Source organism: Treponema sp. OMZ 788 (genome assembly GCF_024181245.1).
Taxonomy (GTDB): domain Bacteria; phylum Spirochaetota; class Spirochaetia; order Treponematales; family Treponemataceae; genus Treponema_B.
In genome coordinates this window covers 1,594,667-1,618,283 of sequence record NZ_CP051199.1, presented here as the reverse complement: position 1 = coordinate 1,618,283, position 23,617 = coordinate 1,594,667, and the positions used below count along the sequence as shown (strand labels likewise).

Below are 23,617 nucleotides of genomic sequence, written 5' to 3'. Positions count from 1 at the left end.
ATGTATCAAAATTATGATTCTAATATATCAAAATAAAGCAAAAAGGTCAAGCAAAATCTGAATTTAATCCCATTGACAAATTTCTATAAAATCATCAAAATAAAAATCATGAAATTGTTAATCTATTATTCGTGTTTTGTAAAAAAGTTTTTGTTGTTATCATGTTTTTTTCTTGTTTCGGCATTCGGTTTTGCAGATTTTACATTTGAGCTAAATCTTCAGCCTTTTAAAAATGCGGAATTCTTTGCTGATGATCAAAAAGTTGTCCCTAAGCTTCTATCTTCTGATAAGACCTTGGGCCTTTTGCAGTTTAGCTTAAAAGATTCGGCTCGTACTCTTGTTATAAAAAAGGAAGGCTTCCGTATTCAGACTTTGGATTTGACTTCAATTCAAAACAAAAAAGCCTTTTTAGTCCTTTCTCCGGTAAATTCAAAATACGATGTAGTTAAGGTTTTTCCTACAGGAAAAAAGCCTAAAAGCGTAACCTTTGTAAACAATAATACCGTTGCAGCAGCCCTTCTTGACGGTTCGGGCATCGATATTATAAATATTGAAACCGGAAATACAAAAAGAATTTCGCCTCCAAAAGAATATGCCGAAAAATTCGGCTTTGTAGAATCCCTTGTTCTAAAGCACAAAAACGAATTATGGGTCAGTCAGATGCCTACGGCTTCAATTCACATCTTTGATCTTACGTCTTTTGAATATAAAAGGACTATAAAGACTTCAGGCACTTGGAGTAAGGTCATGGCCTATAATGCCGCCCTTGACAAGGTATATTTGAGTAACTGGACCTCACAGGATATAAGCATCATCGATCCTTCAGCTTATAAAGAAGAAAAAAAGATAAAAACTAAGGCCGTACCGAGGGGGATGGCTTTTTCGCAAGACGGAAAATTTATCTACTGTGCCCAATTCGAAGATGCGGCCGGCAATTCCCAATGTAAACTTATCAAAAAATCTTTGTCCGATTATAAGACCGTTTACGAGGGCGGGGTAAGGGGAGCAAAGCGGCATATCGTTACAGACTATGAACGCAAACTCATCTATGTTTCCGATATGAGGAACAAGATTGTTGAGGTTTATTCAAGCGAAAAGGATGAACTTGTTGCAAGTATCAAGGTTTTTGATAATCCAAACACAATTCAGCTCTCACCCGATAAAAAACTCCTCTATGTTTCATGCAGGGGACCGAATAATCCCGATAAGGGCTATTTGTACAAGGGCTATGTCTTCGGCCGTCTCGATATAATCGACACAAAGACCCTTACCCGTATCGAAAGCATTGAAGCCGGAAATCAGCCTACAGGTTTGGATGTTTCTCCCGACGGAAAAAAAATAGTCTTATCCGATTTTTTGGATAATCGAATAAGGGTGTATGAACTAAGACCCTCACTACTTGAATAAGAAGTTTTTTTTAGTTTAGAATAGAATAAGCAAGGAGAACTTATGGAATATAGAAATGCTAATATCGATGATATTAAGATGGTTGCTGAGCTTCAAAAAAGGTATCATGTGTCTACCGTGAGTGAAGAAGATAAAAAAGACGGTTTTGTAACTACAGAATTTACCTATGAGCAATTTAAGGCTATTATCGAAAAAGAAAACGGATTGACCATAGCCTGCGACAATGGAAAGGTTGTTGCCTATGCTATGGCCGCTTCTTGGGATTTTTGGTCGGCTTGGCCTATGTTCCAATTTATGATTAAGGATCTTCCGAATGTAAGCTATCTTGGCAAGCAGCTTACAACGGAAAACTCTTTTCAATATGGACCTGTTTGTATAGACAAGGCTTATCGAGGAAAAAATGTAGTACGCAATTTATTTGAAACTTCCCGCCGCGAGATGAGTAAACGCTTTCCGATTTTAATTACATTTATAAACGAAGCAAATCCCCGTTCCTTTGCTGCCCACACAAAAAAGGTAGGCTTTGAAGTTATAAAAAAATTCGATTACAATAATAATCATTATTATGAGCTGGGTTACGATATGTCCAAACCTGTAGAAGAAGCTGATGTTTAGTTTTGATAAAAAAACGGAATATAAAGATTTTCTCGCTCTTTTAAAAAAAACGAATTCTTTGAACGGTTTAAATTTATCCGGTTTAGAATTTGAAGGTTTAGATCTTTCAAAAAAATCCTTTACAGGATGCAGCTTTTCAAACAGCAAATTTAAAAACTGTAATTGCAGTAATCTGCATCTTAGAATGTGTTTTTTTGATTTTTGTGAAATAGAGTCATGCAATTTTCAAGGTACCGATATTCAGTTTTCCTCCTTTGGGGGAGCAAAGATTATTGATACAGACTTTAAAAATTCCGAGCTTCTCCAAAATAATTTTAACGGAATCAATGCCGAAGAAGTTTCTTTTAATGATTCTGATCTTTACAGTTCGCGTTTTATGTTTTCTGTTTTAAAAAATGTTTATTTTCAAAACTGTAATCTTAAAAAGACCTCATTTTTAAATATAGAAGAAAACGGCGTTTCCTATAAGTCATCCAATACCCGTGAAGCTGTTTTTACTGAAGGAGACGAATTTGTATGAAAGTTTATCTTCATTTTTCGCCACAGCTTTTTGCAAACACCTATCTTATCGGGAACGAAATCACAAAGGATGCCGTTATCATCGATCCTGCAAAGATCACGGAAAAGATGATTCATCAAATAGAACAAAACGGCTTTAATCTTAAAGCCGTTTTATTGACGCACAATCCTGAAAGCCCTTATGAAACAGGGCTTAATACCATTTTAAAAATTTACAGCCCAAAGGTTTACGCCGGAAGCTGTTTTTCTGAAAATGTAACAATAAATACATTGCGAGGAGACGGAACTATAGATGTAGCAGGTTATCCTGTAAGATATTTTGCAATTCCTGCACATTCTTCATATTCTTACATGTTTCAAATTGAAAATGCTGTATTTACAGGAACATCCTTATCTGCGGGAATGATAGGCCAAACTTCAAATACTTATGCAGAACGGACTCTGCGTAATATTTTAAAAACAAAGCTCATGAGCTTGGATGATAATCTTATTATTATGCCGTTTTACGGCCCTCCTTCTTCTGTAGGAGTAGAGCGTAAATTCAATGCTTCGATTTTTCAGGATTTTGAAAACAAACCTTTTTAAGTATGACTGAAACTTGGCTTTTTTTACCTGATAATTTGATGACCGTTCTCTATGAGGAGCAAAAGTTGATTCAAAGTCTTTTGCCGTTTCCGTTCCGTAAGACAATCCCTTTTTTTAAAACAAAAGAAAAATTTGACAGCCTTACAATCTATCCGCCTATTTTGCATAATTCTTTAATTGTAAGACCTTGTAATTCTCTTAACTCGTTTGAACTGAATGGAGGCTTTGTGTTGGGAGATGCCGGAGATAAAGCCGAAAGCATAATTTTAAACCTTGAAAGCTTAAAGCAAAAAACAAAATCACCTGTTTTTTCCGAGCTAAGCTGCCGCAGCTGGTATTATGCAGATGTCGAATTTAATGAAGAAAAAAGCGGCCTCTGCACATGGAGCATCAAAAACAAGCTCTGGCAAAAGGCCGCAAAGAAGCCTTAATAAGAAATTTTTACACCTACTTTAAAGTAATGATTAAACTCTTTTCCGACAGCCTGTTCTCTCCAAGCTTTTAGCTGTTTATTAGCTTCTTCCATTATTTTAGCAGTGGTGTCTAAATTTGATTCACTAATTTTTCCATTGTATATATTCTTGTTCACCCCCGGATTTATATTTGCTTCAAAGATATAGCCCAATTTAAACTGCATTAGCCCGCCCGACTTTAAAATTGGGAGATTAACTACGCCCTCTAGTTCAAGTTGATTTACATATTGAATTGTCTGCTGGGTTAGGAAAGGAGTTGCCTTTAAGAAAGCATGATCTTTCCATATAGTTGCTCCCGTAGAACTTTCACCTGTTATTGTAGGATGATTAAACACCGAGCCATCAGTAGTATACTTTTTTGTAAGATAATCTCTTAATAGATTTGTATCTGTAATACTTTCAGTTGTATTAGCATGTCTAATAAAAGTGTTAGAAAAATTTATATCAAAACCATGTATTGGCCTAAATTTTACTTTAATTTTAATTCTATCAGAGTTGGGCGGTAAATTACTACCTATGGGTTCTCCGTGGTGAGTGTAATTCTGATAGTTCGGTTTATCATGGTTATGATGATCAACATGTGTATACATATAAGGCATAACAAAAGTGTATCCTAAGTCGATATAGGAAAACCAATGTGTTTTAGGCATACTGTATGAAACACCAAATTGCCCTGACATACGCCATAAAGCACTTTCAAATTTAATTATTTGTGTGAGACCGATATCATCAACATATATGGCTGAATCAAATCTCAAACCTTTTACCGGCTTAATAGTAAAACTAGCTCCTATCAAAGTATTGTCCGGAAATCTGTAAATACTTTGACCCAAATAAAAAACTGAAAAAGGAATTAGATAAATTGGTTCAAATCGTCCACCATATATCATTGTATCAATAAGTGAAAAAGTTACCCATGGCAGGGGACGGATATCAAGAGAATGTGAGGCAAGAAATTTACCGGGAAAAATATCGGTTTCTATATTATCCGGATTATCAGAAGTTGCTGCCAATAATAATAACATTTGATTGTATGCCCATTTTTCTTTATTTACAGTGAAAATAAATTGGCCTGAATGAAATGCATCTTTGGAAACAAAAATACTGTTATCATGAAATGGTCCATATGATGACCTGGCAAGACCGGCCGTAAGATAATATTCGGGTGTTCCTATAGTTACGGATGTATTAAACATATCTAACATTCTAAATTTACCTAGATATGTACCCATATCATCAGCAATGTCTTTATCGGATTGTCTATAAATAGGAAGTAATGTTTTGTTGTCTAATTTGTTAAATAATGTCAAGTCCATATAAGCTGAAACAGTAAGAAAACTAGATATTTGGTAGTTTAATTCAGCCAGCGGTGACAGAAAAAATTGATTTTGTTTTTGGTTGTTTTGTATAACAAATTTATAATGAGTACTACCACCAAAATGGAATATCCTTCCAAAGAAACGAGAGAGATGTTCTCTTGCTTTCCTTTGTTGACCTTCATCTCCATTTTCTATCACATGATTTAGAATTCTTTTTATTTCTTGTAGAGGATATGGACGAATGGAGGGTGTATCATTGATAAGACCTATATTTTCCCAAATGTTTAGATCTTCATAAAAAGGATCAAATAAATCGACAGCGGCTTGCGAAAAAACCGATAGACCCAAAATCATAAAAATGACAATAAAAATTTTATTTTTCATAAATTATTCCTTATCGTATAAAAATACATTATCACAAGTGAAAAACAGAATATAGGATACAAAATAAAAAGTCAATACAAGAAAGATTTAGTCTTCTATAGTTCCAGTGGAATTTATAGGTAATTTAAAATTCCATATAAAATCTGCTATATCATTCAGACCATTTCTTATATTCATTTTTTTTATTTGTTCTCGTACTTCTTCGAGATGCCTATTATCAGAAAATATTTCCGTTATTTTTTCTACTATGTGTTTAGGTTTGGGAATGTACCACCCAAGTTTATTTTGCGTAATATATAGCATATTTCCGAGTTCCTGTCCTTTTATATATGTGGAAATTATAACAGGTTTTCCAAGAGCCAGAGCCTCCATTGGTGTTGAAGCTCCACACTTTGTTATTACACAATCTGCAATATTCATTAGATCCGGTATAAACGAAACAAAGCCGAATATTTTAATATTTTTGAGATTGTAAAACTGAACTAAATATTCAAGACTGTGTCTCAGGGGGCGATTGTTCCCGCATACTACAATTAAGAAAATTTCCGATTTATTTTTGATAAAAGCTTGTACTATTGAGTTTGCATTTTTTAATCCTTCTCCCCCCCCGACTATCAATACGATTTTTTTATCTTTGGGAATTCCTAATTTGTCTTTTATTGAAGCTATTTGATCTTGAGTATATGGTTTATCAAATTTTTCTGAAAGAATCAAAGGAAATTGATGTAGTTTCTCGGCAGGAAATTTATGCTTAGCTAATCCTTCTTGAAGAGCTTTTTTTGAAAAAACAATGAGTTCGGTGTTTCTTTCAAAAAACCATATAGGATGTACCGTAAAGGGATCTGTTACTATACTGATTAGCGGAATATTCGGGTTTACTCTGTTTATGGCTTCTCTGCATATCGGGATAAGGGTATGATGTAAACATACGAGTTTTGTAATTTTGTTTGACTTTAAAAAATTTACTAAATTAGGAACAGTGTAAGGGGTTATTAATTTTTTTAAAAGATGGAGCATGGGGCTTAAAGCATATAGTTGGTAAAATGCAACATATCCGGGTTCAAAATAGTTTGTAGAGGCTAAATATCCCTTTTCAAAAAAGAATTTTAAAAACCAAGCACCCTGATCAAAGCCATCTTTTAAATGACATTCTGCCTGATCCGGGTATAAATCCATTAGTTTGGCTGATAGAGCTTTTGCTCCAGCTATATGCCCGGCTCCTGTTTTTAAATATATAAATCCGATTCTCTGTTTCACTATTCTAATATACGAAAAAATCAATAAAAGTGCAAGAACCCATTTATATCGTATTTGTATATTTAAAGTTGTAATAGACTCTCAATACTTACATTATAGTAATATCATCTTAAAAAATACTATATTCTAAAGCTAGCGAAAGGTCAATTGCATTTCCCTTTATTTTTCCTGAAGCATTTGTCCACGAAAAGGCTCCTCTCACAAGTAAATTATTGAGTATATTGTAGGAACCTGAGAGTTTAATAGTGTTAAAAAATGTTACATTTCCGCTGGGAGTTCTCCAGCTAGCCATTTCGGGATGGTTGTTCCCAGTGATATTTTTCGGGTAGTATACACCTGGTGCTGTTTCTTTATTGAAAAAATTATCTTCATTTTCTCCCTTGCATAACAGTCTATAAGTAAGCATTCCGGAATATTTTTTTGGATTTACAAGAGCAAATTGTGTTATCGCAGTAATTGTATCTGGACCATTAGGATTTGAAATCCATGTTTTTATTACACGATTTTCATGAGAGTTTCCTGAAGATGTTTCTTCCATCCTTTCCGCATAATAACTTATTTTTTTGTTTGAAAGTATATTATACCAGGGATTAGCGTATGTTCCTTCTAGTGATGAAACTAGATAGCCTATTTTTGTAGGATAAACATATTCAATACCCAATAAACCTCCTAAAGAATTTGGCGTAAGAGTCTTGTCTTCAGAAGGCAGTTGGAATTCATTCATACCAAATTGTCCATAAATTCTTAATCCTTTTACAGGGACTATATCCATGGTTATTCCTAGCTGGCTTCCAACTGTTCCACTCTCTGACTTAGGGGGGATTCCAGGAAGATAATCCTCCCTCCATGCAGCATGGTTATGAAAAATCATTGCCGGATTTAAAAATCTTGGATCAAAAAAGGAATTTACTAAAACACCTTCATGTAGGGTTATGCTGATTTGTTTTATAGGTCTGAAAGTTACTTCATGCATAAATAAAAATCGAGTTGGATTTAACTCTGCAATGGTTATATCAAGGCGTAAATTTTTTGTAAATACAGTCCCGGAAAAATAATCTAGACGGTCTGCCGTATCTGCCAATACTATGCTGCCTCCTAGGGTTTTACCTAAATTTAAGGGACCTCTGCCTATGTTTACATTAAAAAATGAGTTTCCTATAGCTGAACCTGCTTTTGTAGGAAAGTGAGCATCTGCATCATGTTGATTGAATGGAAAATTTAAATATTTATTTGGATTCATATTTGAAGATATATCTTTTTGATGAATTAATGAGATGTAAGCATAGAAATAATTTGAAATTAAAAAATCTATAGGAACAGCCAGAGGAGCCGGCATCTCATTGTAGGCTAAAAAATGGTCTATATGCGGACCGAATTCATTAAGTTTATGTGTAAAACGCCCTTGAAGTCCGAATTTTCCATTGATATTGAATTTAAGAAATTCTTGTTTAAGAAGATAATTAGGATTAACTAAGGTCTTTCTTGTATTTTCAAAAACTTTCAACCCTATATTACTCAAATTTGAGCTATCAATCAGCTTTAGAGTGCTATAAAGCTCTGCGGCCGATTGCGGGCGTTTATAGGAAAGAGGTGAGAAACCGTTTTCCATAGCCAAAAAATACAAGGAATCATAGATATCCGTATTTTTTTCGTAAAAAATTTTTGCATAAGGTATGTCTTGTTCTGATTTATTTTCAGATGCAAAAACATTTTGAACTATTCCGGTTATAAAGCATAGAAAAAACATTACTAGATATTTAGATTTCATAAGTACCTCTCATATTGCGAGCATTTTATCACAATAAAAAGTAAAATTCAATTATACTTCTTGACAACTCAGTCATAAAAGGATAACCTGTTTAGGATGAATGAGGGCTTTTGGCCTAAATTTTAGGAGGAAAAATGAAAAAGTTTTACATTGCAGCAAATTGGAAGATGAACATGAACAGGGCTGAGGCCAAGAGCCTTGCAGAGGAAATGAAGGCCGGTATAAAAGACGGAAAAAACAAGTACATGATAGCTCCTTCATTTACCCTTTTGCAGGATGTTGCATCCGTTCTTAAGGGGTCCAATATCCTGCTGGGAGCTCAAAATATGGGCTTGGAAGAAAAAGGTGCTCATACGGGGGAAGTTTCTGTCCTGCAGCTTTTGGATGTCGGGGTTCAAACAGTCATCTTAGGCCATTCTGAAAGACGGCATATATATAAAGAAACCGATGATCTTATAAATAAAAAGGTAAAACTTGCATTAAAGCACGGCTTGGAAGTTATTCTATGTGTAGGTGAACTTCTCGAAGAGCGTGAAGCGGGGCACGCCGAAGCCGTATGTGAAAGGCAGATAAAAAAAGGCCTTGCAGATGTATCTGTAAAAGATTTGGATAAGGTAACGATTGCTTATGAGCCTGTTTGGGCAATAGGCACAGGAAAAAATGCAAGTCCTGAAGATGCTGATGCTATCCATTCTTCAATAAGAAAGACCTTAGACGAGCTTTATGGTGAAAAGGCTGCTAAAGACATGATAATCCAGTACGGAGGCTCCATGAAGCCGGAAAATGCCGAAGGCCTTTTAAAAAAGCCTAATATCGATGGAGGCTTAATAGGCGGTGCCGGACTTAAAACTGAAACTTTTTTGCCGATAGCCTTGTTTTCCGAATAAAACCTTAAAATGACAGGCTTAAACAATATTTTTTTTCTACTTGAAAAAATGAGAATAAAATGCTAGTATCTTAATGACTGTAATAGTTGTTTAGCTTTACAGTATAATAAAATAACTTAAGTTTGGAGGGTTATTAACATGAAAAAGAAATTTTTTGCAATTAGTATTATGGCTTTATTGGTTTTGGCTGTTTTTGCCGAAAATCCTGCTCTTGTAAAGCCTAAAACAGAAAAAATTGAGATTAAAGATAGGCCGTCTGCCGTAATTTATTGGACAAAGATGGATATCCCCGGGTTGGAAAATCAGTTTGAATTTTATCTTACCTATGAAGAGAATAACGACAGCTTTGATGAAGCTATCAGCGAAAAAAATCATTATGGAATTTATCGCCGAATACAAAAGGACTAATGTTTTTTCAAAATTTGAAGTTGAAGATCTAAAGGCTGCTTCAAGAGGAAAAACAAAGACAACCGTCTTAAAAAGGGTTATTTTTAGAAAGGTAAAGGCTTAAGACCTCTTGAAACTTTTATAATTTTTTTGTAAATTATAGGGCATATTTTTATAATTGGAGTTAGATTATGGGTGGTTTAGGTATTGCTTTGTTGGTACTTTTTGTCATAATTTGTGCGATTATTATCTTTTTGGTTCTACTACAAAATGAGGAAGGAGATAGTTTGGGCGGCCTTTTTTCTGGCGGAAGCAACTCGGCCTTCGGTTCAAAATCGAGCAATGTATTAACAAGAGCTACTTATGTTGTTGTTGCCCTGTTTTTTGTAACGACCTTTTTATTGGCCCTTATTACAAAAAAGCCCGTCGGATTCAGGTTTATCCGAAGAGGCAATGAAAAAACAAACTGAAACATCAACTGAATGGTGGAAAACCGACAGCGGTACTGATAATGCCGACGGTGAAACCAAAAAAGACGGTGAGTAGTTGAAAAAGAGATACCGATAAATACGGTATCTCTTTTTTTTAAATTTGTGTATCCATACCTTATTTTGTGTATTTTATGCCTAATATTGAAAGAAAAAGTATTAAATAAGGTCTAAAGGCCTTGACGGAATTCCTTTTTTCCATTTACAATAGACTACTAGAGGTTTATATTTGGAAGACGCATATACAATAGTATTAAAAGATGAACAAGTGCTTTCCGCTCTTTGCGGTGCCAATGACAGAAACTTGGATTTTCTTGAGCAATATCTTGGTGTCCCTGTCGTTTGCCGAGGGAATGAGGTAAGCGTGCTAAGTGCCGATGATGAGGTTTGTAAAAAATTTCAGCATGTGGTTGATAAGGCTGTAAATTCATCTGAAATCAAATCCGGCAATTCATCGGAATATATCGAATCTCTCATATCAACCATAAATGTTGCGGATAAACAGGATCTTTCCTCCGGCTGTATTCATATTCCGCGGGGAATACGTTCGGTATATCCTAAAAATCCCCATCAGCTGGAATTCATCAGCTCTATCCGAAATAATGATATAAGTTTCGGCCTTGGTGCTGCCGGTACAGGAAAAACCTATTTGGCTGTTGCCTGTGCACTCCAGATGCTTATGTCGCGGCAAATGCGTAAGATTGTTTTTACTCGGCCTGTAGTAGAGGCAGGAGAGAGTTTAGGCTTTTTGCCCGGCGACCTTGTTCAAAAAATTACTCCGTATTTAAGGCCTCTTTATGATTCCATAGAGCTATTGATGCCTTTTGAGCTTATACGCCAAATGGAAGAGTCGAATATGTTTGAGGTGGCTCCCTTAGCCTATATGCGGGGAAGAACTCTTCACAATGCGGTAGTAATCTTGGATGAGGCTCAAAATACCACGAAAGAGCAAATGAAGATGTTTTTGACGAGAATGGGGGAGGGTTCCAAGCTGATTATAACCGGCGATCCTTCACAATCCGATATTTCATCATCTAAAAATTCCGGGCTGGTACATGCTGCAAATCTTTTATCTAAAATTCGGGGGATAGGTATAGTACAATTTTCTTCTGAAGATGTTGTGCGTCATTCCCTTGTGCAAAAAATAATTAAAGCTTATGACAAAGAATAAAAAAGAAAGTAAATTCAAAGAAAAAATATCTTCTCTCTGTTTGATATTTAAAAGAAATAAGGCCTTTGTGATTGCGGTTGCGGTCAGCTTTTTGGTTTTGGCTGTGATGGTTTATATCAACGCTTATGAGAATTCCGGCTTTTCCAAGTTGGCTATTTCTGATTTTGAAGTAGGAATGGTCTCTGATAGGGATGTAATTTCAAACCGCAGTATTACTGTCATTGATGAAAAAGCTACCGAAATAAGAAAGGAAGCGGCTAAGCATTCAGTCAGAGCTGTTTTTTATAGGGACAGCTTGGTTTCCGAAAAAATGATAAGAGACTACTCGGAATTTGCGGGTTATATAATACGTTTAAAGGATTCAGCAAAGAGTTTTACGGCCTTTAAATTTATGGTAATGGAAAAATATCCCGTTCTTCTTTCGGAACAGGATTTGGAAAATATATATAAGACTAAAGATTTCTATGAGATTACTTCTGCAGCCCTCAGTATGTTAAAACAGCTTTTTGATATAGGTATAATCGAGATGCCCCTCAACGGTATGGGAGAGCTGCATGATTCCGAGATAAGTTTAGGGTTGAGTCAAAATCAAAAGCAGTCTTATACAAATGTGTTTATTGCAAACCTTGTTTTATTCTACAATGTACGGGATCAAATTAAAAGTTTTCTTTCGGATGTAAAAAAATCAAAACTTGAATCCTATGTTTTGAGTATCGTTCTGCCCTTTGCCCAGCCCAATATTTTATTTGATGCTGAAGAAACCGAGAAAAGAGTTGAAGAAGCCCTAAAAAAGGTTGTTCCGGTAAAGATAAATATAGAAAAAAATCAAAAGATTATAAAAAGAGGCTTTATAATATCTGAAGATGCCTATACGCGTTTAAAAGCCTATGTCGGCGACGGAAGGTATATCGATTTTATGCAGATTGCTGCTGCCTTAATTTTTATAGGCTTATCGCTTATAATAAGTCTTTTTTTGTTTTCTGAAAGAATCATAGGGGAAAGTCTCGATTTTAAATTCAGCTTACTTATTTTAATCTCTTTCGATTTGGTTTATATATTGATTCTTTTTATTTCGAGACTTTCAATATTTTCTTATCCGCTTGATATTGTTCCCATATTGCCGGTAACTTTTTTAACTATGCTGATAGCAGCTTTAATCTCAAGAAAAATTTCGGTTTTTTCCGTCTTTGTCTTTTCCCTTGCAGTTTTCGGTGCAACAGGCTTTAAAATTCAGCCGACCTTGTTTGCCGTTCTTTCAGGGCTTGCTGGTGCCGGTATGGTAAATATTAAGGGCCGAAGGATGGATCTGATTAAAACGGCATCCGGGTTAATTTTGGTTCAGCCTATAATTTTGCTATGTATGTTTGCAATTTTCCCGGGCTCTGCAAGCGATAAATCGGTGCTTTTATTGGGTACTGCGGGCAGCGGCTTTATAAGCGGTATCTTGGTTTTGGGCTTTTTGCCTATTTTAGAAACCTTGATGAATGTTCCCACGAGTTTTAGGCTGATGGAATTGTCTGATCTTAATTCGCCCATTATGAAAAAAATGCTTATTACCGTCGGCGGAACCTACAATCATTCGATGATGGTAGCATCCTTGGCCGAAAGTGCCTGCCGTGAAATAGGAGCAAATTCGATTTTGGCAAGAGTTGGAGCCTATTACCACGATATAGGAAAGATGGAACAGGGCGAATACTTTGTAGAAAATCAGACAAATTATAATAAGCACATGGATATAAATCCCCGTCTTTCGGCTACGGTAATAAGAAGCCATGTAAAAATAGGTATAGAAAAAGCAAAGCAACTGCGGCTGCCTCAGTCCGTTATAGATATAATCGCCGAACATCACGGAAACAGCTGTATATCCTATTTTTATGCAAAGGCAAAAGAACTTGATCCCAATGTAGATATCGAAGATTTTTCTTATCCCGGAACGCCTCCGCGTTCAAAAGAATCGGCCGTTGTCATGCTGGCCGATATAGTTGAAGCAGCCTGCCGGACCTTGGAAAAACCGTCGGTTCCGCGTTTGGAAAAAATTTATAGATGAACTTGTTGCGGGAAAAATCAAGGCAGGGCAGCTTGATAACTCGGAGCTTACATTCCGCGAAGTCAGGATTATAAAGGCCGCCTTCGTCAAAATTTTAGCCGGCTACTATCATTCCAGAATAGAATATCCAAATCAAAAAACTGAGGCAGAAACTAATCAGGTTCAGCCTCAAAAGGAAAATAATAATGTCTAATTCGATTACTGTTTCATTTAACGATGAACCTCCGGGGTCTATAGACCCTTCAAGAGTTGAAAATTTTATATCTGAAGTTCTAAAAGATCTAAACTTGAAAAATTGGGATATTTCGTTGCTGTTTTGTGATGATGATTTTATTCAAAATCTGAATAAACAGTATAGGAATATCGACTCGCCGACAGATGTGCTTTCATTTGAGCAGGGGGACGAGTACTTTGACGAAGCCGGTGAAACAAGGTTTATGGCTGGAGATATAGTTATAAGTATTGACAGTCTTAAGTTTAATGCCGAAGAATTTAATGTAGAAATAAATGAAGAGCTAAAAAGACTGATTGTACACGGCATTTTGCATTTGAACGGGATGGATCATTCGGATAACTCTCCCGAGCAGGAGATGCTTAAATTTCAAGAAGAATTGCTTATGCAATATAAAAATATAGAGATTTATCGGGTATAGTTATGGGTATAATAGACTTATTTAAAAAGAAAGGCAATGTAAACAATATTCTAAAAGAAGGCTTAAATGATGAAAAAAGGGATATGATCCGCGGTGTTGTCGACTTATCCGATACGGCCGTAAAAGAGGTTATGATTCCGCGTATTGATGTTGATTTTTTGGCCCTTGATACGCCTAGCGATGAAATCTTAGACAGAATATCCGAAAGCGGGCACTCCCGTTTTCCCGTATACGATGAGTCCATCGACAATGTTATCGGAATCCTTTATGTTAAGGATATTATTAAGCTTCTAACAAAGAACCAAAAAATTGAACTTGATAAGATAGTGCGCCGTGCATTTTTTGTTCCGGAGTCAAAAAGGATTGATGCTCTTTTGGCCGAATTTAAAAGACGCCATGTTCATATTGCCGTTGCCGTTGATGAGTACGGCGGTGTTTCAGGCATTGTCTGTATGGAAGACATTATCGAAGAGATTGTAGGCGATATACAGGACGAATTTGACAATGAGGGAGAAGATATTACCGAAATTGCCTCCGGTGTCTGGCTTTGCGATGCCCGCGTCGATTTGGATGACTTAGCCGAAACCATTAAAAGCGAAGACTTGCCGGTAGACGAGTTTGAAACCTTGGGCGGCTTTGTATTCGATCTATTCGGAAAAATACCTGCCAAGTATGAAAAAACGGCATGGAATGACTACGACTTTATTGTTCAGGATATGGACGGCCACAAGGTAAAGACCGTCAAAATTGTTTATAACAAGAATTCTACACAAAATTAGGGAGAGAAGTTATGAAAAAGCCTTTTTTCGGATTTATATTTATTGCTTTATTTTCAGCTTCTTTATTTTGTAATCCTGCAGACCTATATCAAAAAGGTGCGGAATATCAGGCTAATGAAGATTGGTATGGGGCTATCGAAATGTACCAATCCGCTTTAAAGGAAAACCCCTCTTATAATTTGGTATATCAAGGGCTTGCAGAATGTTTTTATGCCCTCGACGAGTACGACCAGGCCCTATCCTTTGCAGAATCGGCGCGCAAATATAAAAAAGATGATCCCGATTTACAAAACCTCCACGGGTTTATTTTAGTAGGCCTTGGGAAAATAGATGAAGCCAAAGTTCTTTTTAATCAAGTCTTAAAAAAATATCCCAACAATCCCGAAGCCCGTTTCGGCTTGGCCGAAATAGAGGTTTCCCAAGGAAAGCTCTATCTTGCTTCAGAGATGTATAAGCAAAACCTTCAGCGTCAGGGTGAAAACAGAAAGGCCCTTCTTTCCTTAGCCCTCGTAAGCTATGAGGCCGGAAATGTTAAGCAGGCCGAAGACTATATAAAACGGGCCTTAAAATACCATGGGGATAACCCTCAAGTCCACTATTTTGCAGCCTATTTAAATTCCCTTGACGGAAGACTTGAAGAGGCAGAAGGCCGTATTTATTCGGCTCTTAAACTAAAAGAAGATTATGATGAGGCCTATGCTCTTTTAGCTTCAATTTTATATGCACAAAGACGTTATGAAGAAGTTATAAAGATTTCGGACATGAGGATTTCAAAAAAAAGGGACAGGGCAGATGCCTGGTACTTAAAAACCTTGAGTTTAAGGCGGCTTGAACGGTACGGGGATGCCATAAATGCCGCTAAGGTAGGCCTTTCCTTGGATGCCGATGATGAAATAATGCGCTGTCTTTTAGAAGAAATCGCCATAGAAAATTTAAATTTTGAAGATTCTTTCCGTATGGAGCTTTCAAAATACCATGCCGAAAGAGCCCTCGGCTTTTCCCGCAGGAATATGACCGATCAGGCCCTCTATGAGTACAGGCGTACCTTAAAAATATATCCTTATGATGTCGAAAGCAGGGAGGCTTATGCAGGTATCTTGCTCCGTCTGGGCTATCCCGAAAGATATTTGGAACAGATGCTCTTTATTCAGTCCATAGCAAAAAGCAATACAAGGGTAAATGATGCAGTTGAGGCCTATGAAAAATATCTTTTAGGTTCTATTCAATCAAAGTGGCGTATAGATCCGCTTTATTTGGATAAGGCACACATATCCATAGGCCTATTTTACGCCATGGAAAGCTCGAATGTTTTACATCCTGAGGCCGAGCGTATAACTCAAATCCTTACCTCGGATATTTTTTCTTATAATCCGAGACTGAAAATAACTTCTTATTCGGATAAGCCCGTAACTTACCGTGAGGCTTCAAAAAAATCGCGTACCGAAAATCAGGACTACTTCGGCATTATAAGGCTTAAAGAGAACAGAAGGGATATTCAAATCATATTGGAGCTTTATGTTTCGCGTACAGGTTCTCCTGCAAAAACATTTACCGTTTACCGTTCAGGCAATGACCGCTTTTCAAACGGCATAAGGCGGCTTTCTTCAATGCTTAATGAGGCAATGCCCATTGTAGGCAAGCTTATAAACCGCTATCAAAATGAGGCCGTAATCGATATCGGCAAACACGATTCTGATTTTAAGGATTTAAAAATTGCCGTTATACGAAAGGACTGCTTGGTTATCGAAAAAGAAGGTCTGGGTATGGTTTTTGATCCGTCTGATCTCTTGGGCTATTTTGAGCCTTCAAAATCAGAGGAAAATTTATCCGAGGGGATTTTAAAGAGAAACGGTTACTATGATAGAATGAATGCAGGAGATTCCGTAATTCTTTTTAGCGAAGAGACAAAACAAAAAGAGCTTGAAGATTATACGGATGTCGGCCAAAAAAATTCTTTGTTACTCTTACTTCTTCGAAAAAATTCGCTAGTTCTACAAGGCAATAATGCGCCCATTCTTTTGCCTGAGACGGATACAGGTCTTGGGCTGTCAAAAAATTCCAAGAGGGCCTCGTCATAAATGTTTTGGAAAAAGAGGGTCTGCCCTATATAAAAATGCGTCCTTGCGGAAACCCTGGAAGTCCTGCGTATTCTTAAAAAATTGCTTAGCTCAACCTTACATTTTTGCCAGTTTTTTGTATAAAAATGCTCATTCAGAATTCTTTGCAATTCCATACCCTCACCGCCGTCAGGCGTTTTTTTGTCGTCAGGAAAGATGTATGGTTCAAGTCTTTGAGAAGATATAATAAATTCCCTAAAATCCCTTTTTTCCGCCGTAAGTGCGTTTATAATGGTTTCGGTTTGAGAGGAAAAAAATTCCGTCCTTTTTTTTGTGTGCTTTGAAGGGTTTAAAAAGGGGAGAGGAATAGGGCGGTTTTGTACGGCAATATGTTTTTTTTCTTTTTCTTCGGAAGAACCGAAAACTTCGACAGGACTATTAATCGTGTTTATTCCGTTTATAAACTGAATCTTGCCTGAGGCTATTTCGTTTTCTTCGGCAATAGCGTAATAATAGGGTATTCCGGGAATCGGATAATCGAAAAAGGGAAGTCCGTCATCGGTTATGTTTGCAATCGGAACAGCTTCGGCAAGGGAGGTGATTGATGAAAAGGCCGTTGTTGACCTGTAAAGAATTAAATTTTTTCCCTCAGGTCTTGCTTTCCAGCTGATCATTACCGATTTTTCCCTTGTAAGAATAGAAAAGGACAGAAAGGCAAAGTTCTCATTTTGTTGCAGGGCTTGCGGCTTTTCGGAAAATTCTATTTTTTCGGAACCAGTTTTATCGGGCCTTACCTCGGGTACGAGCTGGGGTTGTTCATTTTCTCCGGTAATAGATTCTCCTGTAAGAGCTTGTTGTTCTGCAAAGCAAAAAGATGTAACAAAAAATAAAAATAAAATCAAACCTTTCTTCATATCTTATATTTTCGGTCTTTTTAAAAAAAAAATCAAGAGGCCGATGTTTGCTCTTATGGCTTTAAGCCGGCGTTTTTGCATATCTTGAATAAAACTCGTTTTAATACTAAAATATAAACTTATGAAAACCGGTTTTATCGCAGAAAGGGCAAAACAGCTTAAAATCTCTTCTCTTTCGATTTCTGAAGGCTTACGGTCCGGCGGGTTCAGTTCGGCTTTTCGCGGTCAAGGAATAGAATTTGACTCGGTACGGGAATATGAGACCGGAGATGATGTGCGTTCCATTGATTGGAACCTTACGGCACGCAGCGGTAAGACCTTTGTTAAGATGTACCGCGAAGAAAGGGATTTAAGCATTTTTATGTGCTTGGATTTTTCGCTTTCGATGGAGCCGGGGCTAGATAAAATCAGTCCTAAGGAAAAAGCTATCGAAACGGCGGCCCTCCTAGCCTTTGCAGGGAGACATATGTTTTCCCCTGTCGGAGCTCTTTTTTTTGACGGAGAAAAGGGGCCCTTATTCCTTCCTCGGACCGGAGAAGAGCATATTTTGGCCGTATTAAAATCTATGGAAGATTTTGCCTTTTACAAAAACCGAAAGCCTGTAAGGGGAACTCAGCTTGCTTCTTCAATGACGGCTGCTTCCAAGATTTTGCGGTCACGCTCCTTGGTGATAATCATTTCGGATTTTAAGGTTGAGGGCTATGAAAAGGAGCTTGGACTCTTGGCGGCAAAACATGATGTTGTGTGCGTCAGGATAAGCGGCTCCATCGATTCTTTTTTACCGGAAGCGGGTTCGATAAGATTTAAAGACCCTGAAAATAATTTTAGGATGCTCTTGCCTACGGGCTCTAAAACCTTTCAGATGGAATATAAAAAAAATTTTACTGAAGAAATATCGCGATGGGAAAATACATGTAAACATTCCCTTGCAAATCCTGTCTTACTCGATGTAAATGAAGATACCGTAAAAGTATTGGGAGACTTCTTTTTATCTAAACAAAGCAATCAGCGTATTTCAAAAAATAATTTAGCCAAGTTGGGAGCAGATGTATGGAAGGCATTTTAATTCCCCAACAGGTTTTTGTGGGGGACTCCGCAGAATTTTTATTTCCCATTGATGCCTTGCAATCTTTTGATCCTTCCGCTTTAATGTCGGGCTCTTTTAAGATTGATAAGATAAAACAAAATACTTTTATGGATGTAACCTCCATTCAAATTAAAAAACAGGAAAAAAAAGAATACATATCCATAAATTTTACTCCATGGGAAACCGGACCTATTTCTTTTCCTCCATTGACTGAGGCCGGTATTTATGATCCGATGCCTCAAGTTTTTATTTTTTCAATATTGGAAACGGCAAATGTTGAGGTTATCCAGCCTCCGCGTCCTCCTCTTTTACTGCCCGGTACAAGTTATCTGCTTTATCTTATCGCTTCAATAAGCGGTGTATTTATTTTTACTTCGATAATGATTTTTTCTGCGGTAAGAAAACATTTTTTTGTTTATTCTTTTTCGCGTGCTCAAAGGATAAGAATTAAGGCCTTGAATAAATCTTTGCGAAAATTAAAACGGCTTGTGTCTTCCGTTTCTTCTGCCGATAGTTTTGAGGTAATTACAAAACGAAAGGACTGGTTAAAGAAATTTGAATTTGCTTTTAGAAAATATTGTTTTAGTTTGACATCATCTGCAAAGGTGTTAAAATCGGAGGAGGGGGACTGTCTTACCTATTCGGAAATATTGGAAAACCTTAAAAATAAATTCGAAAATACATACGGAGTTTACTTTGAATTTGAAAAAATCTTTTTTAAACTTCAAGCTCTCCGTTTCGGAAATACGGAGCTAAAAGAAATTAATTTTGAAATGGAAAGTATGTATTTTTTAAATCAAACTTTTAAGCTTATAAAAATTGCAGAATCCGAAGTTCAAAAAATTATGAACTCAAGCCAAAAAGAAAAAGGGGAGGCTTCAAATGATTAGCTTTAACCATCCCCTTATGCTGTTATTGATTTTATTTTTTCCCTTGTTTTTTATATTAAAAAAAAGCGGTCTTATTACAAGCCCCGAGTTAAAATTAAATTTGGTTAATTGGAAGGGCTTTTTTCCTAAAAAAAATAAACTTATTGAATTCGGGAATCTATTATCTTATCTTCTTTGGTATTGCGGTATTATTCTTTTGATAATAGCAATATCCGAGCCGGTGATTTTTAAAAACAAACAGGTTTATACTGATGCTGGAAGTTCGATAATGTTTTTGCTGGATATAAGTCCTTCTATGGCTGCAAAGGATATGAACGGAGAAACTAGGATCTCAAGTGCAAAAAAAATTATCAGAAAGTTTGTTGCAAAGTATCCGGGGGATTCTTTCGGTTTGACTGCTCTTTCCAGTTCTGCAGCTTTGATTGTGCCTCCTACAATCGACCATAAGGTATTTTTATCCCGCCTTGATTCTTTGAGTATAGGAGAGTTGGGAGAAGGTACTGCAATCGGCATGGGTATTGCTGTTTCTTCTGCCTATATGACGCGGGCTAAGCTTAACTCTTCATACATTGTTTTACTTACTGACGGCGAAAATAACACGGGCGAAATTAATCCGAAAACGGCTGCAGAGGTTTTGGTAAATAAAAACATCGGCTTCTATGTTATAGGAATAGGAAACTCAGGCTATACAACCTTGGAGTATACAGACAGAAAAACGGGGAAGACATACTTGGGCTCTATCTTTTCCAAGTTTGACGAATTTGAATTAAAAAAAATAGCTCAATACGGAAACGGAAAATATGCATCGGCTTCCTCCCCCGAAATTCTTGAAGGAATCTTTAACACAATATCAAAACAGGTGCCTGCTGCCCAGTCGAATTTTACACAGATTATTGAAGATAATTTATATGACTATTTTTTATCGGCCGCAATAATTTCTTTTTTTCTTGTGTGGATTTTACGCAGAATTTTTATGAGGGTATATCTATGATAGCTTTTGAAAATTCGGGGTATATGTTTTTTATTTTATTTTTAATTCCTGCATGGTTCATTTTTTATATCAACCTAAAAAAAATAAAAAAGGCCTATTCGAGCTTGGAGAATACAAAAAAAATAATCAAAAAGGCTAAGATAAGAACCATGTTTTTTTCGGCTGCATGGATTTTTATGATCTTAGGTTTGGCCTGTCCCCTTTGGGGTTCAAAACCTGTTTCCGTAAGGAGGCGGGGGGTATCGGTTATGTTTGTTTCCGATATTTCAAAAAGCATGAGCCTTCAGGATATTAAACCCAGCCGTATTGCTGTGCAAAGACAGTTTTTAAAAGTCTTGCTTGAAAAAATGCATACAACCTCTCATGAGCCTGCTGTAGGACTTGTGCTTACAAAGGGTGAAGGCGTTTTATCGGTGCCCTTAAGTTTTGAAAAAAATGCCGTTTCATCCGCTATTGATGCCTTATCCCCTCTAATCCTTTCTGCCTCAGGCACTAACCTTGAAGCCGGAGTTTTACGGGCCTTGGATTCTTTTGGAGAAAACAGGGGAAACTCAAAAATAATAGTTTTATGCACTGACGGCGGCGAAACATCAGGCTCTCTTTTAAATGCTGCAGAAAAAATAAAAAAAACGGATGCGGTGCTTATCATTGCAGGCTTCGGTACTCTTGAAGACATTAAGATAAATGTCTTTGATGAAAAGGGAAATACTCAATTCAGGGAAGCAAGATTGGAAGAAAAATTTTTACAAAAGGCTGCAAATATAGCCGGAGGTGAAAGTATGTATATACCGGCATTAAGTTCCGGAGCTATAGAAAGCATTTTAAAAATAATAGATACAGGCGTAGAGGGGCTTGAAAAAATGGTTTATATACAGGAACCTGTAAAACGGAATTTTGAAATGCTTTTACTTTCTTTTATTTTTTTATGTTTGGGCGGTATATCCTTTTATGGCAAAAATAAATAAAGTCATCTTTATAATTGTTTTTATTTTTTTTATATCCTCATGCAGTAAAATCGATAAGGCCAGGCTTAATTTCCTTTCGGGATATCTTGCATGGAAACAAAATGATTGGAACACAGCTGCATCAAAATTTTTTAAATCGGTAGATTTAGGCAAAGAAATTAATGATGAAAAAATAAAAGACTATTCCGATTTTGCGATAGGCTCTCTTTATCTTATGCAAAATGAAGATTCCTCGGCTCTTGCCCGTTTTGAAAATATCAAGGAGAATACCGATAAAAGATTGGATTCCTATATTTACTATCAAAAAGGAATAATTTCATTTAAAAATCATGAATACGAAAAAGCCGTCATGTTTTTTAAAAAATCCCTTGAACTTAAGCCGGACAGTGTAGATGCTAAAATCAATTTTGAATTGAGTATGCGTTATCAAAAAAAACAAAAAGACAAGCCTGCAAATTCAAAGGGAGCTGCCGTTATCGAAAATAAACAAGACGATTTATCTGAAAAGACAATTTTAAATTTAATACGAAAAAAGGAGAAAGAGCAATGGCAAAAAAAAGAACAGGAAAACAAACAGCATCAGGCATTCGATTATTAATTCTTTTTCTTTTTTTGTTTTACCCAAGTATTCTCTATGCCGGAATAGAAGATGATATAGAAGTTTCTTTTTCTTCTGGGCCTTTGTTTATAGATTCCGTTTTTGAAATAAAAGTAAAATTGGATGACTATTCTTACAGATCTTCTGATGTGCCTAAGCTAATTATTTTGGATGATGATGAAGCTCTTGAATTTTTGGATTCCGGTATAAATTCCTTGTACGGCGGTATTTTAATTACTAATAAGTATAAATTAAAAAGAATAGGAAACTTTGAACTTGTTCCTTATTTGACGATAGGAAACTATCAAACTAAACTTAAAAATTTTTCCATTCAGGTAGAGCCTCCGGCCTTATCAAAGGATACAATGTTTAAATGGCAGATTTTGGATGTTTCTTCGTTTGCTCCCGTTGAAAAAATAATACAAGGGAAAAAATACCTCATTGTTTTAAAAGGATTTTTTTATGATTATTTTCAAGGCGAGGGAAGGCCTTCCGGCTTGGATATAAACTGTCAAGCTCCTGAAGCTTCAATTTTGGAAGATGCAAAGATTATTCAAGAATTGGAAGCATCTAAGATAGATAATGAAATTATAGACGAAACAGGATGGAAGACCGTTTCTTATTTTTTTTGGACACCTCTTAAATCAGGTACGGTAAGTCTTCCGATGCCGCAGATAAGCATTTCTTCCGACTCAAAAACTTCCCGCAAAGTTTACATTGAAGAGCAAACTGTAAATGTAATAAAAGGAAATCTTGGAAAAGAAGAAATAAGCGGTGACGAAAAAACAGCTTATGAAAGTTTAAGCCTAGCCTTAGATGCCGGTAAAAACGAACTCGGTCAAAGCAAATTGAAAAACAACAAAAACACTTTTGAAGAAAAAAAGGAAAAAGCTTCATTAATTGCAGAGCTTCGTAAAAAAGAATCAGGCCGTATTTTTGCCGGAAAAATAAAAAGTAAAAGACTTGAATACGAAAAAGATTTAAATTTAAAAGAAAGTTTCAGCGTCAGATCTTTAATTCTAAAAAAAATATTTTTGTCTTTATTCTGTATTTTATTTGCTGTATCAATCTACTTTATATTATATAAAAAGAAAAATATAGGAACTAAGATTTTTTTAATCTTAAGTTTGATTTTGGTTTTTGCCTTAATTTTTTTGTATTCAAGACAATATGAAAGAGCCGTTTATATACCGCTAAACAATGATGACCCTCATTTACTTTATCACATACCCGAAACCAGCGGAACTGTGGTAAGCTCATTGGAAATAGGGGAAACCGTTATTGTAAAGCAAAAGACTGCCGAATGGTTTTTTATCGAAAAAAAAGACGGTACCGGCGGTTGGCAAAAAAAATGCGAATTTATTATAACCGATTAG

The 23,617-nt window shown here is 36.2% G+C and carries 21 protein-coding genes and 3 pseudogenes; 20 read left to right on the top strand and 4 right to left on the bottom strand.

The window, feature by feature from the left end; translation table 11 throughout:
* Nucleotides 1-108: 108 nt before the first annotated feature.
* Genes E4O00_RS07905 through E4O00_RS07885 form a run of 5 tightly spaced genes read left to right on the top strand, consistent with a single transcriptional unit; the run spans nucleotide 109 to nucleotide 3,557 of the window.
* Entirely contained in the window at nucleotides 109-1,407 is a 1,299-nt protein-coding gene (locus tag E4O00_RS07905; protein ID WP_371922689.1) for a YncE family protein, read from the top strand.
* Nucleotides 1,408-1,449: 42 nt separating this feature from the next.
* Nucleotides 1,450-2,022, top strand: a complete 573-nt coding sequence (locus E4O00_RS07900; protein WP_253676852.1) for a GNAT family N-acetyltransferase — start codon at nucleotides 1,450-1,452, stop codon at nucleotides 2,020-2,022.
* On the top strand, nucleotides 2,015-2,542 hold the full coding sequence (locus tag E4O00_RS07895) for a pentapeptide repeat-containing protein (RefSeq protein ID WP_253676851.1): 528 nt from the start codon (nucleotides 2,015-2,017) through the stop codon (nucleotides 2,540-2,542). The genes E4O00_RS07900 and E4O00_RS07895 overlap by 8 nt, the downstream gene beginning before the upstream one ends.
* A complete protein-coding gene (locus tag E4O00_RS07890; protein ID WP_253676850.1) occupies nucleotides 2,539-3,126 on the top strand; it encodes an MBL fold metallo-hydrolase in 588 nt (195 codons plus the stop codon). Before E4O00_RS07895 ends, E4O00_RS07890 begins: the two co-directional genes overlap by 4 nt.
* Nucleotides 3,127-3,128: 2 nt before the next feature.
* Nucleotides 3,129-3,557 carry a hypothetical protein gene (locus tag E4O00_RS07885; RefSeq protein ID WP_371922688.1) on the top strand — a complete coding sequence of 143 codons (429 nt, stop codon included), beginning with the start codon at nucleotides 3,129-3,131 and terminating at the stop codon, nucleotides 3,555-3,557.
* Here the strand turns inward: E4O00_RS07885 and E4O00_RS07880 are convergent.
* The 3 genes from E4O00_RS07880 to E4O00_RS07870 all read right to left on the bottom strand — a co-directional run bounded on the left by E4O00_RS07880 (nucleotide 3,554) and on the right by E4O00_RS07870 (nucleotide 8,327).
* The gene (locus tag E4O00_RS07880) at nucleotides 3,554-5,302 is read right to left on the bottom strand and encodes a hypothetical protein (RefSeq protein WP_253676848.1); all 1,749 of its coding nucleotides are present in this window, start codon (nucleotides 5,300-5,302) and stop codon (nucleotides 3,554-3,556) included. The genes E4O00_RS07885 and E4O00_RS07880 overlap by 4 nt on opposite strands.
* Before the next feature lie 87 nt (nucleotides 5,303-5,389).
* The gene (locus tag E4O00_RS07875) at nucleotides 5,390-6,559 is read right to left on the bottom strand and encodes a glycosyltransferase (RefSeq protein WP_253676847.1); all 1,170 of its coding nucleotides are present in this window, start codon (nucleotides 6,557-6,559) and stop codon (nucleotides 5,390-5,392) included.
* Nucleotides 6,560-6,668: 109 nt separating this feature from the next.
* Nucleotides 6,669-8,327 (bottom strand): hypothetical protein, encoded by a 1,659-nt coding sequence (locus E4O00_RS07870; protein WP_253676846.1) that lies wholly within the window; start codon nucleotides 8,325-8,327, stop codon nucleotides 6,669-6,671.
* 134 nt (nucleotides 8,328-8,461) lie between these two features.
* On the opposite strand from E4O00_RS07870, the gene tpiA reads away from it, so the two are divergent.
* From tpiA to E4O00_RS07825, 9 genes and pseudogenes are all read left to right on the top strand, one after another.
* On the top strand, nucleotides 8,462-9,214 hold the full coding sequence (tpiA, locus tag E4O00_RS07865) for a triose-phosphate isomerase (RefSeq protein WP_253676845.1): 753 nt from the start codon (nucleotides 8,462-8,464) through the stop codon (nucleotides 9,212-9,214).
* Nucleotides 9,215-9,352: 138 nt separating this feature from the next.
* Entirely contained in the window at nucleotides 9,353-9,622 is a 270-nt protein-coding gene (locus E4O00_RS07860) for a hypothetical protein (protein ID WP_253676844.1), read from the top strand.
* Nucleotides 9,591-9,725, top strand: coding sequence for a hypothetical protein (locus E4O00_RS13985; protein ID WP_256483871.1), 135 nt, complete (start codon nucleotides 9,591-9,593; stop codon nucleotides 9,723-9,725). Before E4O00_RS07860 ends, E4O00_RS13985 begins: the two co-directional genes overlap by 32 nt.
* A gap of 67 nt (nucleotides 9,726-9,792) precedes the next feature.
* Nucleotides 9,793-10,147: pseudogene (gene secG, locus E4O00_RS07855) on the top strand (preprotein translocase subunit SecG).
* A gap of 171 nt (nucleotides 10,148-10,318) precedes the next feature.
* Entirely contained in the window at nucleotides 10,319-11,260 is a 942-nt protein-coding gene (locus E4O00_RS07850; protein WP_253676842.1) for a PhoH family protein, read from the top strand.
* A pseudogene (locus E4O00_RS07845) lies at nucleotides 11,247-13,500 on the top strand (HD family phosphohydrolase). Before E4O00_RS07850 ends, E4O00_RS07845 begins: the two are co-directional and overlap by 14 nt.
* Nucleotides 13,493-13,960, top strand: a complete 468-nt coding sequence (gene ybeY, locus E4O00_RS07835; protein ID WP_253676839.1) for an rRNA maturation RNase YbeY — start codon at nucleotides 13,493-13,495, stop codon at nucleotides 13,958-13,960. The pseudogene E4O00_RS07845 and the gene ybeY overlap by 8 nt, the downstream one beginning before the upstream one ends.
* 2 nt (nucleotides 13,961-13,962) lie before the next feature.
* The gene (locus tag E4O00_RS07830; protein WP_253676838.1) at nucleotides 13,963-14,739 is read left to right on the top strand and encodes a hemolysin family protein; all 777 of its coding nucleotides are present in this window, start codon (nucleotides 13,963-13,965) and stop codon (nucleotides 14,737-14,739) included.
* Between the two features lie 11 nt (nucleotides 14,740-14,750).
* Nucleotides 14,751-16,718: pseudogene (locus E4O00_RS07825) on the top strand (tetratricopeptide repeat protein); the annotation flags it as partial.
* Here the strand turns inward: E4O00_RS07825 and E4O00_RS14255 are convergent.
* The gene (locus E4O00_RS14255; protein WP_371922687.1) at nucleotides 16,667-17,710 is read right to left on the bottom strand and encodes a hypothetical protein; all 1,044 of its coding nucleotides are present in this window, start codon (nucleotides 17,708-17,710) and stop codon (nucleotides 16,667-16,669) included. The pseudogene E4O00_RS07825 and the gene E4O00_RS14255 overlap by 52 nt on opposite strands.
* Nucleotides 17,711-17,831: 121 nt before the next feature.
* Between E4O00_RS14255 and E4O00_RS07820 the strand changes: the two genes are divergently transcribed.
* The 6 genes from E4O00_RS07820 to E4O00_RS07795 are packed head-to-tail and all read left to right on the top strand — an operon-like array spanning nucleotide 17,832 to nucleotide 23,617.
* Nucleotides 17,832-18,776: a DUF58 domain-containing protein gene (locus E4O00_RS07820; RefSeq protein ID WP_253676836.1), complete on the top strand. Its 945-nt coding sequence runs from the start codon at nucleotides 17,832-17,834 to the stop codon at nucleotides 18,774-18,776.
* Entirely contained in the window at nucleotides 18,761-19,687 is a 927-nt protein-coding gene (locus tag E4O00_RS07815) for a hypothetical protein (protein WP_253676835.1), read from the top strand. Before E4O00_RS07820 ends, E4O00_RS07815 begins: the two co-directional genes overlap by 16 nt.
* Nucleotides 19,680-20,678, top strand: a complete 999-nt coding sequence (locus E4O00_RS07810; RefSeq protein ID WP_253676834.1) for a VWA domain-containing protein — start codon at nucleotides 19,680-19,682, stop codon at nucleotides 20,676-20,678. The genes E4O00_RS07815 and E4O00_RS07810 overlap by 8 nt, the downstream gene beginning before the upstream one ends.
* Nucleotides 20,675-21,643 (top strand): vWA domain-containing protein, encoded by a 969-nt coding sequence (locus E4O00_RS07805; protein WP_253676833.1) that lies wholly within the window; start codon nucleotides 20,675-20,677, stop codon nucleotides 21,641-21,643. The genes E4O00_RS07810 and E4O00_RS07805 overlap by 4 nt, the downstream gene beginning before the upstream one ends.
* Nucleotides 21,627-22,241 carry a tetratricopeptide repeat protein gene (locus E4O00_RS07800; RefSeq protein ID WP_253676832.1) on the top strand — a complete coding sequence of 205 codons (615 nt, stop codon included), beginning with the start codon at nucleotides 21,627-21,629 and terminating at the stop codon, nucleotides 22,239-22,241. The genes E4O00_RS07805 and E4O00_RS07800 overlap by 17 nt, the downstream gene beginning before the upstream one ends.
* Nucleotides 22,190-23,617, top strand: coding sequence for an SH3 domain-containing protein (locus E4O00_RS07795; protein ID WP_253676831.1), 1,428 nt, complete (start codon nucleotides 22,190-22,192; stop codon nucleotides 23,615-23,617). Before E4O00_RS07800 ends, E4O00_RS07795 begins: the two co-directional genes overlap by 52 nt.